The following is a 15,292-nucleotide window of genomic DNA, read 5'->3' as shown; positions in this document are numbered from 1 at the left end:
CGCCATGCCCGCCCCATCGAAATGCCGGCACATTGCCGGAACCATCCACAAGACGAGCTTGAGGTACCGCCTTCGGCGGAGGGCCAGTCGTGTGGTTTCGGTGGCGGCCAAAGAGCGGCTCAAGAAGGACGCAACCATGAGCGACACCTCCCGGCATGACTGGATATGCAAGCGCGCCTACGCAATTTGGGAAGCGGAAGGCAGGCCGCAGGGCCGCGACGCCGAGCATTGGCATCAGGCAACGGCCGAGCGCGACCGGCTGGAGCGCACGCGCGCCTCGGCAGACGGCAACGAGGTCCTCATAAAATTCCGCCCGAAAATTGCACAACCGCGCAAGCCTGCGGTCCGGATCAGCGAAAACCACAAGCTTCCGCGAGCGGTATGAGCAGGCCGCCTAACCCAGGCGGAGCCGGAAACGGGCGGAGAGCTCGCCCTCCCACCACATCGGGAAATTGGTTCCCCACTTGTTGTTGTGCAGGTTGAAGCGGACCCCCTCTTCAAAATCCGGCAGGTCTTTGCAGAAGGTCATGAAATCCCAGCTTTGCGGCGCGACCAGCGGCGTATCCAGAGGCACGATTTCGAGCGTCCCGGCGTCTTCGATCATGCCGCGGACGGCCGAGACGGCCTGAAGCTGCGCGCCGCCGGACCGCGCATAATGTCCGCACGGGTGCCACAGGCCCATTTTCCTGAACGCCCAGTCGCCGGCGCGCTCAGGCTTGAAGGACAGGAAACTCGCCTCCGGCATGCGGTTGGCGGCTTTGTCGCGCAGCGAAAGCCGCAATTGCAGCGTGTCGTCTTCGGCAGAAAACGTCATGACGAGCTGCCGTGGCGCACCAAAGCGCTCGGTGGCTTCGGCCGGCATGGAAAGCAGAAGTGCGCCCTCGCCCGCGCTTTCGAGGCGGGGCACGAAGATTTTCGACAGCGCCGCACCCGATCGGCCAAGGCCCGGCTTGTCATGATCGAGCACCGCCCATTCCTGCCGATGCGTCAGATAGGTGTCCATATGCCTGTTGACGTCGGCAGCGTCGTAGCTCTCGTAGCGATAGGCGATCAGTGCGCCATCGCGCCCGCATATCCGCCGCCCTTCCGGCGAGGTCAGCCCCGTCACGTCGCCGGTCGCCTCGTCCAGCTCGATCGACCAGCCGCCGGCCGCCAGGTGGGCCTCACGTCCCCCGCCGGTGACAGTCGCGGGCGCAAACAATTCGGCGAGGACGGCCTGCGCCTGTTTCTGGTCGGCCGCATCGAGTTCGCCGACCGCCTGGTCGATATAACCACGCTGCTCGTCCCATGACGCCTCGGTATAGGCAAACCGGTAGTCCGCCTTGCGGGCCGCCTCGAAATCGGCCCTGGCCCAGGCCTTGTCATCGCGCAGGTAGGACTTGATATCGACGCCGCATGTGTGCTCGGCCACCATGGCGAGCCCACGGCCGAAGGCGAGCCGCCGCGCCGTAAGCCTCTCGCCCGCAAACCGGTCATAGAGCCGCTGCAGGGCAAGAAACTTCGCCGTCTTCATGGGATCGGCGGCGCTGCCATGGATCCAGCTGTCGCCGAGTTCCAGCTCCAGCACCGGAAAACGCTCCCGCGCGTCCCAAAGGAGCGCGCCATAATCCTCCAGCGTGGCCGCGCGGATGACCGCATCCGGCTCGCTGCGGCGCATGTCGCGATAGGCTTCGGCCGTCTGCGGCACGCTCTGCGGGCCGATATTGTCCTGCGTATGGGCAAAGCTCAGCCCGTCGTCGAAGCCCTCCGGAAAATAGGTCTCGCCGTAGGAGCGCTGGTACATGACGACGACTTCCGCCCCATCGGGCGCACGCCAGCGAAAAACGTCGGGCACGTCGGGCGGCGGCGACGCGGTATTGACGCCGAGATGCAGGAAGCGGATGCCGGCTTCCGCCAGCAACGGCACCATGCCGAGCGTGTGGCCCGGAACGTCGGTCATCTTCGCCGCGATCGTCCGTTTGCCGAAACGGCGGTCGAGCTCCTGCGAATAGGAAAGGCCTGCGCAGAACAGGTCCGGTGACATCAGCTCTGTGTGAGTGGTGAAGGGCAGCCCGTGCCAGCGGATGAGCCCCCGTTCGATTGCCTGCTCGAGTGCGGCGACCTCGGCAGGCGAGCGCGAATTGAGGTGATCCCAGATCAGCCAGGCGCCCGTCGTCCAGATGAATTTCGGCTCTTTCGGGTTCTCGGCATAAAAATGCGCGCCGGTCTCGATCGCCTGCGGGATGAAGCGTTCGTGATATTGACGGCGGACTTTTTCGGCATGGTCCGTAAAGCCGATGTCGAGATGGGTCTTGAAGACCAGATGCACGCGCTTTTCGGTCATTTCCATTCCATTGGGCCGTTGCCGCCGCAGCCCCGCGCTCAAGGCAGGACGCTGCGCATCCAACGCCGGACCAGCCATCCTTCCCGATATGATACAACCGCGGCTGTGTAATCGTTTCCACAGGCACCTTTGCGCTTCATGGTAACGATCCGTCAAGCATAATTCAGCGAGATATCGGAATATGCTGAATATTTTGTCTCTCTCGCTCTCGCATGCCTTGCCTGAATCATGAGACGCTCATTAATTGACGGCCGAAAATGAAGACGTGTTCATACGCCATTCCGCCTGGATGGTCGGCGCAATAGGTTCGCGATATGCCTGTCATCTTGCTGCTTTACACGACGTATCCGAACCTCTGGCGATGGCCCACCCGATGAGCGAACTCACTGTCCACGTCACACCTGCCGACCGGGCGAGCGATCCTTATTTCTACGTGCCCTTCGACATTCCGGCCGGCACCACCCGCCTCGACGTGACGATGGCCTACGAAAAGGCCGAGGATTGCATCATCGATCTCGGCATTCTCGATCCCCGTGCGACCGTCTACCCGTCATCCCAGGGTTTTCGCGGCTGGAGCGGCGGCGCCCGCGACAGTTTCTTCGTCGCCACAGACGACGCGACGCCGGGCTATATTCACGGCGAAATGCCGGCCGGACGCTGGCGCATCATGCTCGGCCTCTACAAGGTGCCGCCATCGGGCGCCGATATCGCCCTGACGCTCCTTCACGACGCAAGCCCGCGCGAGCTGCGGCCGCAGCCGGTTCGCACCCTGCCGGTGCGCAAGGGCGCCGGCTGGTATCGCGGCGACCTTCACTGCCACACCTTCCATTCGGATGCGGCAGGCGCGCCCGAACTGCTCCACGAAGCCGCAAGACAGGCCGGTCTCGATTTCCTCGCCGTGGCCGATCACAATACGATCAGCCAGCGCCGCTATTTTCATCCGGCCTCTTCGCCCGACCTCGTCTTTATCCGCGCCATGGAGGTGACGACGGCGAATGGTCACGCCAATGTCTACGGCATCGACGACTGGATCGACTTTCGCATGACGCGGCCCGAACACGCCCACACGCTGGCAAGGCTCGTGCACGAGCGCGGCGGCCTGCTGTCGATCAACCACGACAAACCGACCATTCCCTGGGACTATGAGCTTCCCGAGGCCGATTGCATGGAAGTCTGGCAATCGAGCTGGATGGCCTGGAACTGGGTCGCGCTCGCCCGTTACCAGGAACGCCTCGCAACCGGCCGGCGCCTTTCGGCGATCGGCGGCAGCGATTTCCACCAGCCCGCCCGCCTGATGCCCGAGGGACCGCTCGCGCTGGCGCGACCGACGACCGTGCTGTGGCTGGAAGAGCTTTCGGAAGCGGCGGTCCTTGCCGCCATGAAGGCCGGCCGCGGCTACGTTACCGAAAGCCCCGACGGCCCGCATCTGTCGCTGACAGTCAACGGCCTCCCGATGGGCGCGACCGTTTCCGGGCCGGTCTCGGCGACGGCCGAGATCCGCGGCGCAAGGGGCGATCGCATCGTCTGGCTCGACGCGTCGGGCATTGTCGCCGAAGAAACGATCGAGGCGCAGGAATGGCAGGGCAGCTTTTCGGGACGGCCCCAAACCTTCCTGCGCGCCGAAATCATTGCCGAAGCCGCGCGCGAAAGACTGCTTGACGATTTCAACGCTGCGATTTCCGGCAGGCCGCTTTCCTGGCAGCTGCGCGGCATCGAACTGGCGCAGCAGCCGATCCGGCGCGCGCTCGCCAATCCCGTCTATATCGAATGAATTTCCCGGCTGATGTTAGGGTAAAGGAGCGGCTATTTTTCTTCGCAGAGCGTCCGGTGAACCTCGGTCCAGAACAAGGCAAGCAACGTATCGCCGTTGCGCTCGGCGACGAGCGCGCGGATCAGCGCTTCGGAGCCGGCCATATCCTGCCAGCTCGATCTCAGCCCCTTGGCTGCCTGATGGCATTCGGCGATATCGAACGTTCTCTTGCTGTCCATCTGGAGCCTCCCCGAAAAAGGCGCTAACAGACGGGTCTGAAAAAGTCATTCCCCGCATATGTGGGGATGCCTTGTATTTTTGACATTCCTCGCGGTAGGATTGAACGGTTTGAGGCAGGCGGCACGATGACGGAAATCAGTTATTCGCAAAAGTTCGAACCTGTTTTCGAACAGATCAAGGCTGCGGCCAATGTCGATGCTTCCATCCGCATTTTCCAGGCGGAGTATGCCGTCGACTACGTCACCTATCACCTCGCGCAGACCATCGCCGCAAGGATCGATTCCCCCTTCGTGCGCACCACCTATCCCGATGCCTGGGTCTCGCGCTACCTGCTCAACAGCTATGTGAAGGTCGATCCGATCGTCAAGCAGGGCTTCGAGCGCCAGCTGCCTTTCGACTGGAGCGAGGTGGAGCCGACACCGGAAGCCTATGCCATGCTGGTCGACGCCCAGAAGCACGGGATCGGCGGCAACGGCTATTCGATCCCCGTCGCCGACAAGGCGCAGCGCCGCGCGCTGCTGTCGATCAATGCCCGCATTCCGCTCGACGACTGGACCACCATGGTCAAGACCTATCGCAACGAGTGGATCGAAATCGCCCATCTCGTCCACCGCAAGGCCATCTACGAACTGCATGGCGAGAACGACCCGGTGCCGGCGCTTTCCCCGCGCGAAATCGAATGCCTGCACTGGACGGCACTCGGCAAGGACTACAAGGACATTGCCGTCATTCTCGGGATTTCCGAACATACGACCCGCGACTACCTGAAAACCGCCCGCTTCAAACTCGGCTGCGCCACCATTTCCGCAGCCGCCTCGCGAGCCGTGCAACTGCGCATCATCAATCCCTGAGCCTGCATCGCAAGGACCGGCAGCCGTCCGTCTTGCGCCAACAAGACCTGAAGTGCCGGGGGCGGACCGGAAGGATCGCGCCGCGCTTCCGCTCGCTTCCTCGACGGATCGAAGCGTTCTGCCGGCAGGCCGGAAAGGCCTCCGGGCGACCCCCTCATATGCGGGGGATCATCTGTGGGCGCCCATATGAGGGAATTTCCGGCCCCGCCGTCCTGAACCATTCTGCCCTCACGAACCAAACACGCTGGAGGGCAAAATGTTCGTTATCATTCAGGCACATGAGTATCAGAAATACGCTTTCATACTCGACCAGATGTTCCGCCTGCGCAAGAAAGTCTTTGCGGACACTCTTGGCTGGAACGTTCCGGTAATCGGCCCCTTCGAGCGCGACAGCTACGACTCGCTCTGCCCGGCCTATCTCGTCTGGTGCAACGAAACCCGCACGCGCCTCTATGGCGGCATGCGCCTGATGCCGACGACCGGACCGACCCTCCTCTACGACGTCTTCCGTGCAACCTTCCCGCAGGCGGCCAATCTCGTCGCCCCCGGCATCTGGGAAGGCACCCGCATGTGCATTGACGAAGAAGCGATATCAGCCGATTTCCCCGACATCGATGCCGGCCGCGCCTTCTCCATGCTGCTGCTCGCGCTCTGCGAATGCGCCCTCGATCACGGCATCCACACCATGATTTCCAATTACGAACCCCATCTTAAGCGCGTCTACAAGCGCGCCGGCGCCGAAGTCGAGGAACTCGGCCGCGCCGACGGCTACGGCAAATATCCCGTTTGCTGCGGCGCCTTCGAAGTTTCCGAGCGCGTTCTCACCAAGATGCGCGCATCCCTCGGCATCGATACTCCCCTCTATACCCGCTACGTCCCGACGCGTTCCGTCGTGACCCAATTTCTGGAGATGGCAGCATGAACCGCTTAAACGAAACCGCCGTACAAAAAGACATCGGTGCGTTGGAACGGCATATCCTCGCATCCCGCGATATCGCCACGCAGATGGGAGACCCCTTCCTCTCCTATCTCCTCTCGATGGCTCTTTTCACGATCTACGAAAAGAAGGCGCATCAGGAAAACGACCTGCTGAAGAGCAGCTACAATTGACGGCTCCCCGGGGCAGCGGCCGGGCTTGAAGCAGACCTCCCCTTCAGCCCTGGCCGCGCCTCTCGATCTCCGGCACTCCCCCGGAGATCGAGAGCCGCAACAGCGGCTAGCGCGTCATCGAAGCGATCGCCGAAATCAGGGCCTCGTGCTGATAGGGTTTCGGCAGGAAAGCCGTATTGGCCGGCAGCGACATGGGATCGAGCCGCACCAGGCCGGACGTGATGATGATGCCGATATTCGGCCGCATTGCCCGCACCCGCTTGGCGAGTTGTATGCCGTCCATCGAACCGGCCATGTTGACGTCGGTGAAGAGAATATCGACATCGTTGCGCGCTTTCAGCAGCACCATCGCCTCATCCGCGTTCCCGGCCTCGAGCGCCACATGCCCCACGTCTTCGAGCGCGTCCAGAATATTGAACCTGATCAGCGGCTCATCCTCGACGATGAGCACCACGGCACCCTGGGAAGCCACCATTCTGCGATTGCCCTCTCCAGCCCAAACGCGCGCCGCGATCCCTCGATCCGCGTGCAACGCTTCAGCCTCCTGTTCCCCCATCTCGTCCGCAAAACCGCTCCGCACTTTTGCGCGACACGAGGTTCCTGTTTTCGCATGTCGTTATCGCAAAACCGCTCTGCACTTTTGCGCGACACGAGGTTCCTGTTTTCGCATGTCGTTATCGCAAAACCGCTCTGCACTTTTGCGCGACATGCTGTGATCTGACTGCGATAAATGTAGCCGGCGCGCGAAGGTTCCAGAGGGCAAAGCGGAAATATCCATCGTCCACAGATGCTTGCGCTCATGGCTTGTGACTGCCCCGGATTTGCGTTAAGCGGACAAAAGCCGCGGGTGCCATTGCCCCGGCTTACCGCACGAAACGTGCCGGGCCTGTAGCTCAATGGTTAGAGCTGGCGGCTCATAACCGCTTGGTTGGGGGTTCGAGTCCCTCCGGGCCCACCATTTTCCCAAACCGCCAAAGCGGCCATAGGCCCCTTCAATGGCACCCCTGTTTATTGTCGGTTGCGCATATTCATGATAGCTTAACCACGTTTTCGCGCTTGTGAGGCCAGGGATGGCAAGACGGGGGTGCGCGATGAATGTGTTTTGGGCAAGCTTCATCTGTCTCGGCCTTGGGATTTCCGCCGCTTCGGCGGGACCGCTGCATGACGCTGCGCGCGAGGGCAATGTCGAGCGCGTCAGGCAGCTTGCGGATCAGGGTGCAAACCTCTCCGAGCCTGACGCCACCGGCGAGCCGGCGCTGCTGATTGCAGCTCTTTCGGGCAAGGCCGATGTCGTCGCCCTTCTTCTCGACCGGGGCTGCGACATCGAAATCCGCAACAAGGGCGGGCTGACGGCCCTGCATGCGGCGGCCTATGGCGGCCATCTCGATGTCGTGGAACTTCTCGTGGCGAGAGGTGCCTCGGTCAACGACCACAAGAACTTCTACAGCATGACGCCGCTGCACGCCGCAGCCGAAGAAGGCCACGCCGATATCATTGCTTTCCTGCTCGCGCAGAAGGCCGATATCGAGCCGAAGGAACGAAACGGCTACACGCCGGTGACGCAGGCCGGATGGCGGTCGCACTGGGATTCCGTCACTCTATTGTTGAAAGCGGGCGCCGCCTGTCAGGGCGCGGACCTTACCGGTCAGTGGCTCTATGACGAGTGCACGAAGCGCAAATGACCGTGCGCGCCTGGAAACGGGAGCAATGAAATGTCTCACTGGAATGGATTTGTGAAGGCTGCGGCCATGGGCGGCCTTGCCGTCCTGCTGCTTGCCGAACCCGCCCCGGCGGAGGATTTCGTCAATACCGGCTATTTCGGGGATGTGGCGATCAAGGGTTATGACCCGGTCGCCTATTTCACCGACGACAAGGCGGTGCAGGGATCGCCGCAATATTCCCACCACTGGCTGGGCGCGACCTGGTATTTCGCCAGCGCCGAACATCGCGACATGTTCGTCAAGGATCCCGGCAAATATGCCCCGCAATATGGCGGCTACTGCGCCGATGGCGTGTCCTTCGGAACGGTGACGACCAATATCGACCCGAATGCCTGGCGGATCATCGATGGCAAGCTCTATATCAGCTACGATCCGGGGGCCGCCGAGGGACTGGTGAAGAACCCGACGAAAGTGGTCGATTCCCAGAAGCACTGGTCGGAAGTGCAGAACATCCTGATCTCGGAAAAGGCGCAGAAGGACTGGCAGCATCCATCCGCCCAATAGGCGGCTGCCCTTTTGACAATCCGGGCTTTGCCCGTCAGCGCTCGATCGAGAAGAATTTCAGCGCCTGCGGCGTGACATGCACATATGTCGCGCCGGGCTCTTCGGTCGCGTGATTGCGGTAGACGTTGCCGCAGACCATCCGGTCGAGGAAATAGCCCGGAAATTTCTCGCAGAGCCAGTCTCCCCTGATTTCGACAGTGCCGGTAATGTTCGTATTGGCGCTGCGATAGGCGGTATTGCCCGCCTTGTCGAAGAACTGCACGAACTGCGTGCCGTTGCGGTGTTTGCCGGTCCAGGTCTTGTCGCTAATGAGGTCGCGTAGCTCTTCGCCGGTGACGAGATCGCCCTTCTCGCCCTGGAAACCAAAGGGCCAATCGGGAATGCCGGCTTTGCGCAGGCGGCCGAGATGCTTGCTCAGATCGTCGCTGCGCCAGTAGTCGTAGAGATAGCTGTAATAGGTCAGGTTGCTCTCGGGAAAGAGCTCGAGCAGCTTGGTTTTCTCCTGCAGGCTGCGCGTCCTGTCCCCGTCGTCTATATAGGCCGCCGTCAGATATTCGCGTGCCGCCTCCGCATTGGGCAAGGCGTCGCGGGCGGCCTCCATCAGCGAGATCGCCCGGTCCTCGTCTCCGACGATGTAGAAAACGATGCCGGCCAGCAACTGGAAGCCCGCCGAAGGCGAAGGATCGAAACGCAGCGCTTTCTCCATTTCCTCGACCGCCTGCTCGTGACTGCCGATATGCGCAAGCACCAGCGCCAGGTTGGCATAGGCTTCGGCATCGCTCGGCTGCGCCTGCACGGCGCGGTTGGCCGAAATCAGTGCCTCCGTCTGGCGCCCGTCGACCAGTTGCAGGAGCGCAAGCACCGTATGCGCGCGCGCATTGTTCGGATCGATCTTCAGCGCCTCCCCTGCCGCGTCGTAGGCGATCTTGCGGGCAACGGCGGCCGACCAGAGGATATTGTAGTCGTTGCGCCAGACATCGACGGCAATCCGCGCGATTCCCGCATGCGCGTCGGCAAAATTCGGATCGAGATCGATCGCCTTCTGGTAATAGGACAGCGCCTCACGATAGGTCGCCACGTCTCCATAGGTGAGCCCCGCCTGTTCGGCGCGCATGTAATAATCATAGGCTTCGAGATTTTCCGTCGGGATCTGCGCCAGCTGCGTGCGCTCGCCGTCGCTGAGCCTGATGGCAAGTGCGGCAATGATCTTGCTGATGACGTCGTCCTGCACCGCAAAGAGATCGGCATATTCGCGGTCATAGCGCTCGGCCCAGATCGAAAGCCCGGTCAGCGCGTCGATCAGTTTGACGTTGATGCGCAATCGCGAACCGGCGCGCTGCAACGTGCCCTCCAGGACATAGTGAACCCCGAGTTCGGCCGCCACATCCTGTATCTTGCCGCCATCGTCGCGCACCGCGAAAACGGAATGGCGCGCGATGACGAACAGGCCGGAAACTTTCGACAATTCCGTAATCAGATCGTCGGTCAGGCCTTCGGCAAGATGATCGTGCGCCACGTCGCCGCTGACATTGATGAACGGCAGAACGGCAACGGAAGGCTTGTCCGGCAGCGGATAGGCGAAGCGCTGGGTCAAGGACGGGCTTTCGAGCAGCATCCACGGCTGCCACCACAGTGCCGCCCCCGCCAGAATGGCGAGGACGGCGGCGGCGATCGCCGCGGTGCGCCGGCGGCCGAGATAGCTGCGCAGGTTGGCAAACGTCTTCGCCGCGGCCGGATCGAACACCACGCGGTAGACACGCACGGGTTCGGCGATGCTTTTGACCCTTTGAGTGCCGAGAGAGACGAAACCGACCGCGAGCTTCGATTTCACCTGGTCGTAGGCCGCACCCGAGATCGCGATTCCGCCGGGCTCTGCGAGCGCCTGCATCCGGTCGGCGAGATTGACCCCGTCGCCATGGATATCCTCGCCCTCGACGATAATGTCGCCCAGGTTGATGCCGATGCGAAAGTCCAGGCGCCGGTCGGCCTGTACGCCGACATTCCGCTCCGCCTTCTGCTTCTGCACGTCTATGGCGCAGTTCATGGCATCGACGACGCTGTGGAATTCGACCAGCAGCCCATCGCCCATCGTCTTGACCAGCCTTCCGCTGTGGCGTGCGATCAGCGGCGCGACGACGTCCCTCAGATCTGCCTGGAAACGCAGACGCGTGCCCTCCTCGTCGACCTGGCTTAGACGGCCATAGCCCACAATGTCGGCAATCAGTACTGCTGCAAGGCGGCGTTCCATGTCCGTCTCTTCCCCCGAAAGGACGACATGGCCGGCATCTTACATGACCGCCATAACCGATGCCATTGGCTGCAATGGACAACGAGACGTTGCGCCCGATGTCACATCACTGTCATATTCTGCATAGGTGGCATGCCAAAATGCCCATTGCTGCAGCATCGCGCACAAATTATATGCTCGCCGGCTAACAAAAATAAGAAAAAGTGAGCTTTCTATGCCCCTGATTTTCAAACGCCGCAAAAGCGGCCTCATGCGACGGATCGTCAATGGTTTCGGTTCTGCCCAGCAGCGCTATCGTGATGCGCGCGAGGCACGCAAAACCGCCATCCATCCTTCGTTTCTGGACGATTTCGGTATCTGACAACGCGGGCGCTCCGTTGCAGGAGCGCTCTGCAATGCCTTTGGGCTGAGGTCCCCGGCCCTCTCAGGCAGCCTTCCGGTCCCGAGATACGATGCCGGTATCCTGCCTGATCTCCCCCTTCTTCACCATGATCCCGCAGGCGAACGCGACCGCGGAAAACACGAAGAAGAACGATTCGCCGATTGCCAGCCGGTTGTTGGAATTGGACAGGATCGTTCCAAGGAAGAACAGCGTCACCATCGTATAGGCCAGCAATGCGCTGAGGCTGATCAGCCTCTGCCTCCGCGCGGCCAGGACGCGCCTGTACATGGCGCCCGCCAGAATGGCGAAAACCACGATGCCGAACAGCCCGTGGCGGACGAGCATTTCGAAATAGCCGTTGTGGAGCAGCGTGTAAGGCACGCTGGCATAGGTGGTCGAGCGCCAGAGCGTGAGCCAATGGTTTCCGGCGCCAAAGAACGGCGCCTGGGCAATCACTTCCGAAGCGTTCGCCCAGAGCTGCAGCCGCTCGCTCATGGCATTCGGCGTATCGCTGGACGCAATGGCGGCGGCGACAGCGTTCCACACTCCCCCGCGCTGCGAAACCTCTGTGGCGATCCGCGCGGCAGCCTCATAGGTCGGGCCGGCGAAGGTCCAGATACTGTTCCAGCCGACCCAGATCCCGAGCGAAATGAAGAGCAAAGCGACCAGACCCGCAACGGCGGCACGGCGCCTGTCTGCGTAAAGCAGCAGCGAAGCGAGCATGAGAGGCCCGACGAGAACGAGGCTCAGCCAGACGCCTTTCGCCTTCGAGCCGTAGATATTGAAGAGGCAGAGCGCGATAATCGACATGCTGACGGCAATGATCCACACACCGGAACGGCGCGCCAGCTTGCCGGTCTCCCAGGCATTCAGCAGCCAGTAGAAGGCGCCGATCATCAGGAAACCGCAGCCGATCGCGCCATGAATGAGGTTGTTGTGGTAGAGCGGCGAAATGCGCACGTCGCCTTCAAGGATCAGCCGGTAGTCGGTGGAGACCAGCAGCGCGGCAAGCGCCGCCGGGAAATAGATCGCAATGACCGTTTCGACATGTTTGCGCCCGGAATAAAGCGCGATGCCGACCGCGGGGAAAAACAGCGGAAAGGCATAGAGCCAGTCCGACGCGCCCTTCTCGCCGTCGACGATCAGGCCGAAAAGGAAGCGCAGCAGCGCATAGGCGCCCCATGCGATACAGGCATTCGCCAGCCAGTCGCGCCGCAGCAGGTTCAGATTCGGCTTGAACCAGACGAAGGTCGTCCCGATCAGCAGCAGCGCCACATAGCGATAGGTATCGCTTTCCACGATGGGAGCCGAAATCATCAGCAGCCACAGGATGACAAGGACGGATTTGACGCGGGAGGGCGTGGCGATCGGCTCTTCGCTCGCTACCATAGAGAATATTGCACCCTTCTTGCATAATCGGCGGCGCGAAGCAGATGCGTGACGGAGCGGCGTATTCCCTTGAATTTCTGCCGCCTGTAGTCGAGCTTCGTCGCAATCGCGGTCTCGTGGCTGTTCGGCCCTAGCTCTATCAGATTGTTCTTGACCGTAAAGGTATTAACCTCGGTAGACCACCCGCGCTCTAATGCCACATCGAAGGGATAGACCATGACGGCCATGGTTCGCAGGAGCTTGCCTGCCCCCGATCGCGTGACCAGATAACAGGCGGCCGAGCCCTGCGGCCCGTGGATGCAACGGCCTATGGCGTCGCCGAATTTCGTCGTCGCCTTCTGCATGAACCCCTTGGAGCGGTGGTTCAGCAGCTTGACCAGTTCCGCTTTCGGGAGCGCGGCAAGCACGGCTTCCGCACGCTCGATCAGATCGGCCTGCAGTTCGACATCGTCCTCCATGATGATCGCCGCATCGTTGCCGCTGTCGAGAAACTCGGTCAGCGCCTTGACGTGGCTGCGATAGCAGCCGTGCTCGCCCGGCAGATAGTTCCTGCCGTTGCGAAGGAGAAACTGCCGCCTGTCGATATCAGCCTTGTCGTGGGCCTCGATCTGCGAGCCATCCACCCCGGATATCCTGACGACGTCGAGCCCAAGCGAACTGGCCTTCCGCGACAGCCCTTCCCAGCGGGCGATGGAACGGTTCAGGTTGATGACATAGGCACCGATTTTCATAGAGGCGAAACTTCAGCAGGAGACGGAAATGCGGTTCTCTATAAGTCGCGGCTGAACCGCGGGCAACAGCCACATGCTCGCATTATCTACCATGCGTTGATTGCCCTTCTACACCCTTTAGTCGAAAACGATCGTCATGGTAAAGCTTTTCCCTTATCGGTTTCTGCCGCAATAGCTTCACAATCCCCAGACACAAAGCGCGCAGGGACGCAAACAGCCGAGGAACGAACATGGCGCCGAACTATACCAAGACTGCCCTTCTGACAGCCTTTCTGAGCCTGCCGCTGGCGGCATCCGCTCCGCTTCTGGCGCAGGAGAACCGGCCGCGCGAAGCGGTCATCAATGTGTCCGCGGAGGGCGAATCGACGCTGGCTCCCGATATGGCCGTCGTCAATCTGGCCGTGGTCAAGCAGGCAAAGACCGCCCGCGAAGCGCTCGACGAAAACAACAAGGCGATGAGCGAGGTGCTCGCCGCGCTGAAGAAGAGCGGCATTGCCGACCGCGACCTGCAGACCTCGGGCTTCTCGATCCAGCCGCAGTACAATTACCCGCAGCCGGTCGACAACCAGCCGCAGCCGCCGCAACTGATCGGCTATCAGACCAGCAACTCGGTCACGGTGCGCGTCCGCGACCTGTCCAGACTGGGCGAGATCATCGACCAGTCCGTCACTCTCGGCGTCAATCAGGGCGGCGATATCCAATTCACCAACGACAAGCCGGAAGCGGCGCTTGAGGCCGCCCGCAAGGATGCCGTCGCCAACGCGATCAAGAAGGCGAAGACGCTGAGCGAGGCCGCCGGCGTCAAGATCGGCCGCGTCATCGAAATCAGCGAGAATGTCGTGCGCCCGATGCCGCAGCCGGTCTACCGCACCGCGATGATGAAGGAAGCCGCCGATGCCGCTTCCGTGCCGGTCCAGGGCGGCGAGAACAGCTACAACGTCACCGTCAGCGTGACCTTCGCAATCGAGCAGTAAGGTCCGTGGGGCGCTTCGGCGCCCTGCCCTGACGGAAAGCCGCGCAAAAGAAAACCGCCCCTGCTGTCGGCAAGGGCGGTTTTTATGCGATAGGCGGTCGGGCGCCTGATATCAGCGGCGCAGCAGCGGGCAACCGCGAACGTTGCCGAAGGTCATCTCGTCGGGGCCGCGACGGCCCCAGCCCTGCACGACGACACGGCGCGGCGTGATATCCACGACATGCGTGCGGCGCAGGCCGTAATCCTCGGCGATATTTTCCGCCATGCGCGGATTGCAGCCGCCACGCGGCGGACGGCCGTAACCCGGCAGCGGCGGCGGCGGACGGCGCCAATCCGGCGGCGGCGGACGACGGTCGGGTTCGCCGATAATGATATTGACCTGTGCGGAAGCCGGCGCAACCGTGCCGGCCAGCGCAGCAGCGGAAAGAAGGGCTGCAAACCCTGCCTTCGCCAGAAACTGCATCATGAAAAAGATCCTCGTGGTTGATAGCCGCGCCGGCAATTGCCGAAGCTTGTTTCGGAATCACTTACATACAGTTCCGAGAGAAGACGGGCGAAAGTGTCGCGGTCAAGGCAAAACGGCCCGGGCGCGCGTTTTCCCGGCCCTGGCCGAAGAAATCAGCGATACATGAGCGGGCAGCCGCGCACATTGGCGAAGGTCATGCGGTCCCAGCCACGGCGATCGCGGCCGGCAACGACAACCCGGCGCGGCGTAATGTTGGAAATGCGCACATCGCGCAGGCCGGAATAGCGGGCCTTGCGGATGGCCTCCATCGGCGAGCAGCCGCGAACCGGCGGGCGATAATGATATTGCGCCTTGACGACGAAATCGGTCTGGGGCGCGGCGACGGCGGCGGCGGAGCCTGCAAGCGGGATGGAACTCAGAGCAATCAGTGCGGCAAGCGAAGCCTTGGCAAGAAAGTGCGACATGGGACGATCTCCTCGTGGTGTGTCCTCGATCTCCCTTCCGGGATTGTCGCAAGACTAGACGAGGAAAGCTGAACGCCGTTCGAACCGCCCATTCAGTTGACATTCACAACGGTTAACGGCGCCGGGCAATGCCGGCAAAG

Annotated in this window: 17 protein-coding genes and 1 tRNA gene; 9 read left to right on the top strand and 9 right to left on the bottom strand. The window is 61.9% G+C overall.

Going from position 1 to position 15,292, the window contains the following annotated elements; genetic code table 11:
• Positions 1–136 precede the first annotated feature (136 nt).
• The gene (locus ACU8HS_RS16380) at positions 137–385 is read left to right on the top strand and encodes a DUF2934 domain-containing protein (RefSeq protein ID WP_113413890.1); all 249 of its coding nucleotides are present in this window, start codon (positions 137–139) and stop codon (positions 383–385) included.
• Positions 386–394: 9 nt separating this feature from the next.
• Here ACU8HS_RS16380 and ACU8HS_RS16375 read toward each other — a convergent pair whose 3' ends face one another.
• Positions 395–2,323: a DUF5054 domain-containing protein gene (locus ACU8HS_RS16375; RefSeq protein ID WP_447014711.1), complete on the bottom strand. Its 1,929-nt coding sequence runs from the start codon at positions 2,321–2,323 to the stop codon at positions 395–397.
• Positions 2,324–2,696: 373 nt separating this feature from the next.
• Between ACU8HS_RS16375 and ACU8HS_RS16370 the strand changes: the two genes are divergently transcribed.
• Positions 2,697–4,094, top strand: coding sequence for a CehA/McbA family metallohydrolase (locus tag ACU8HS_RS16370; protein ID WP_447014710.1), 1,398 nt, complete (start codon positions 2,697–2,699; stop codon positions 4,092–4,094).
• Between the two features lie 32 nt (positions 4,095–4,126).
• Here the strand turns inward: ACU8HS_RS16370 and ACU8HS_RS16365 are convergent, their stop codons facing one another.
• Positions 4,127–4,312, bottom strand: coding sequence for a hypothetical protein (locus ACU8HS_RS16365; protein WP_007824145.1), 186 nt, complete (start codon positions 4,310–4,312; stop codon positions 4,127–4,129).
• A 126-nt stretch (positions 4,313–4,438) separates the two neighbouring features.
• Between ACU8HS_RS16365 and ACU8HS_RS16360 the strand changes: the two genes are divergently transcribed.
• The 3 genes from ACU8HS_RS16360 to ACU8HS_RS16350 all read left to right on the top strand — a co-directional run bounded on the left by ACU8HS_RS16360 (position 4,439) and on the right by ACU8HS_RS16350 (position 6,274).
• Positions 4,439–5,164, top strand: a complete 726-nt coding sequence (locus tag ACU8HS_RS16360) for a LuxR family transcriptional regulator (RefSeq protein WP_112564629.1) — start codon at positions 4,439–4,441, stop codon at positions 5,162–5,164.
• Between the two features lie 256 nt (positions 5,165–5,420).
• Positions 5,421–6,086, top strand: coding sequence for an acyl-homoserine-lactone synthase (locus ACU8HS_RS16355; protein ID WP_112564625.1), 666 nt, complete (start codon positions 5,421–5,423; stop codon positions 6,084–6,086).
• Positions 6,083–6,274: a hypothetical protein gene (locus ACU8HS_RS16350; protein WP_112564623.1), complete on the top strand. Its 192-nt coding sequence runs from the start codon at positions 6,083–6,085 to the stop codon at positions 6,272–6,274. The genes ACU8HS_RS16355 and ACU8HS_RS16350 overlap by 4 nt, the downstream gene beginning before the upstream one ends.
• A 106-nt stretch (positions 6,275–6,380) precedes the next feature.
• Here ACU8HS_RS16350 and ACU8HS_RS16345 read toward each other — a convergent pair whose 3' ends face one another.
• The gene (locus ACU8HS_RS16345) at positions 6,381–6,749 is read right to left on the bottom strand and encodes a response regulator (RefSeq protein WP_447014709.1); all 369 of its coding nucleotides are present in this window, start codon (positions 6,747–6,749) and stop codon (positions 6,381–6,383) included.
• A gap of 407 nt (positions 6,750–7,156) precedes the next feature.
• Between ACU8HS_RS16345 and ACU8HS_RS16340 the strand changes: the two genes are divergently transcribed.
• The 3 genes from ACU8HS_RS16340 (at position 7,157) to ACU8HS_RS16330 (ending at position 8,499) form a co-directional block, all read left to right on the top strand.
• Positions 7,157–7,232, top strand: a tRNA-Ile gene (locus tag ACU8HS_RS16340).
• A 133-nt stretch (positions 7,233–7,365) separates the two neighbouring features.
• A complete protein-coding gene (locus ACU8HS_RS16335) occupies positions 7,366–7,956 on the top strand; it encodes an ankyrin repeat domain-containing protein (protein WP_112759166.1) in 591 nt (196 codons plus the stop codon).
• Between the two features lie 30 nt (positions 7,957–7,986).
• On the top strand, positions 7,987–8,499 hold the full coding sequence (locus ACU8HS_RS16330; RefSeq protein WP_377310495.1) for a YHS domain-containing (seleno)protein: 513 nt from the start codon (positions 7,987–7,989) through the stop codon (positions 8,497–8,499).
• A 34-nt stretch (positions 8,500–8,533) separates the two neighbouring features.
• On the opposite strand, the gene ACU8HS_RS16325 is transcribed toward ACU8HS_RS16330, so the two are convergent.
• The 4 genes from ACU8HS_RS16325 to ACU8HS_RS16310 form a co-directional block, all read right to left on the bottom strand.
• Complete coding sequence (locus tag ACU8HS_RS16325; RefSeq protein WP_447014708.1) at positions 8,534–10,747, bottom strand: adenylate/guanylate cyclase domain-containing protein; 2,214 nt, start codon at positions 10,745–10,747, stop codon at positions 8,534–8,536.
• Between the two features lie 184 nt (positions 10,748–10,931).
• On the bottom strand, positions 10,932–11,111 hold the full coding sequence (locus tag ACU8HS_RS16320; protein ID WP_162706878.1) for a hypothetical protein: 180 nt from the start codon (positions 11,109–11,111) through the stop codon (positions 10,932–10,934).
• Between the two features lie 60 nt (positions 11,112–11,171).
• Entirely contained in the window at positions 11,172–12,518 is a 1,347-nt protein-coding gene (locus tag ACU8HS_RS16315) for an O-antigen ligase family protein (protein WP_447014707.1), read from the bottom strand.
• Positions 12,512–13,249, bottom strand: a complete 738-nt coding sequence (locus ACU8HS_RS16310) for a glycosyltransferase family 25 protein (protein WP_112564607.1) — start codon at positions 13,247–13,249, stop codon at positions 12,512–12,514. The genes ACU8HS_RS16315 and ACU8HS_RS16310 overlap by 7 nt, the downstream gene beginning before the upstream one ends.
• A gap of 230 nt (positions 13,250–13,479) precedes the next feature.
• Here ACU8HS_RS16310 and ACU8HS_RS16305 point away from each other — a divergent pair, with 230 nt between their 5' ends.
• Positions 13,480–14,223, top strand: a complete 744-nt coding sequence (locus tag ACU8HS_RS16305) for an SIMPL domain-containing protein (RefSeq protein WP_447014706.1) — start codon at positions 13,480–13,482, stop codon at positions 14,221–14,223.
• 111 nt (positions 14,224–14,334) lie between these two features.
• Here ACU8HS_RS16305 and ACU8HS_RS16300 read toward each other — a convergent pair whose 3' ends face one another.
• Both ACU8HS_RS16300 and ACU8HS_RS16295 read right to left on the bottom strand, forming a co-directional pair.
• Complete coding sequence (locus ACU8HS_RS16300; protein ID WP_447014705.1) at positions 14,335–14,688, bottom strand: hypothetical protein; 354 nt, start codon at positions 14,686–14,688, stop codon at positions 14,335–14,337.
• A 152-nt stretch (positions 14,689–14,840) separates the two neighbouring features.
• Entirely contained in the window at positions 14,841–15,152 is a 312-nt protein-coding gene (locus tag ACU8HS_RS16295) for a hypothetical protein (RefSeq protein WP_447014704.1), read from the bottom strand.
• Positions 15,153–15,292 lie beyond the last annotated feature (140 nt).

The organism is Rhizobium sp. KDH_Rht_773_N (assembly GCF_052946295.1).
This window is presented reverse-complemented; position numbering and strand designations above follow the sequence as displayed.

Coding starts and splice junctions, on each gene's coding strand:
- ACU8HS_RS16300 (WP_447014705.1), bottom strand. CDS start 14,688: ATGATGCAGTTTCTGGCGAAGGCAGGGTTTGCAGCCCTTCTTTCCGCT.
- ACU8HS_RS16315 (WP_447014707.1), bottom strand. CDS start 12,518: ATGGTAGCGAGCGAAGAGCCGATCGCCACGCCCTCCCGCGTCAAATCC.
- ACU8HS_RS16350 (WP_112564623.1), top strand. CDS start 6,083: ATGAACCGCTTAAACGAAACCGCCGTACAAAAAGACATCGGTGCGTTG.
- ACU8HS_RS16360 (WP_112564629.1), top strand. CDS start 4,439: ATGACGGAAATCAGTTATTCGCAAAAGTTCGAACCTGTTTTCGAACAG.
- ACU8HS_RS16345 (WP_447014709.1), bottom strand. CDS start 6,749: ATGGTGGCTTCCCAGGGTGCCGTGGTGCTCATCGTCGAGGATGAGCCG.
- ACU8HS_RS16355 (WP_112564625.1), top strand. CDS start 5,421: ATGTTCGTTATCATTCAGGCACATGAGTATCAGAAATACGCTTTCATA.
- ACU8HS_RS16295 (WP_447014704.1), bottom strand. CDS start 15,152: ATGTCGCACTTTCTTGCCAAGGCTTCGCTTGCCGCACTGATTGCTCTG.
- ACU8HS_RS16380 (WP_113413890.1), top strand. CDS start 137: ATGAGCGACACCTCCCGGCATGACTGGATATGCAAGCGCGCCTACGCA.
- ACU8HS_RS16325 (WP_447014708.1), bottom strand. CDS start 10,747: ATGGAACGCCGCCTTGCAGCAGTACTGATTGCCGACATTGTGGGCTAT.
- ACU8HS_RS16375 (WP_447014711.1), bottom strand. CDS start 2,323: ATGACCGAAAAGCGCGTGCATCTGGTCTTCAAGACCCATCTCGACATC.
- ACU8HS_RS16310 (WP_112564607.1), bottom strand. CDS start 13,249: ATGAAAATCGGTGCCTATGTCATCAACCTGAACCGTTCCATCGCCCGC.
- ACU8HS_RS16370 (WP_447014710.1), top strand. CDS start 2,697: ATGAGCGAACTCACTGTCCACGTCACACCTGCCGACCGGGCGAGCGAT.
- ACU8HS_RS16335 (WP_112759166.1), top strand. CDS start 7,366: ATGAATGTGTTTTGGGCAAGCTTCATCTGTCTCGGCCTTGGGATTTCC.
- ACU8HS_RS16330 (WP_377310495.1), top strand. CDS start 7,987: ATGTCTCACTGGAATGGATTTGTGAAGGCTGCGGCCATGGGCGGCCTT.
- ACU8HS_RS16365 (WP_007824145.1), bottom strand. CDS start 4,312: ATGGACAGCAAGAGAACGTTCGATATCGCCGAATGCCATCAGGCAGCC.
- ACU8HS_RS16305 (WP_447014706.1), top strand. CDS start 13,480: ATGGCGCCGAACTATACCAAGACTGCCCTTCTGACAGCCTTTCTGAGC.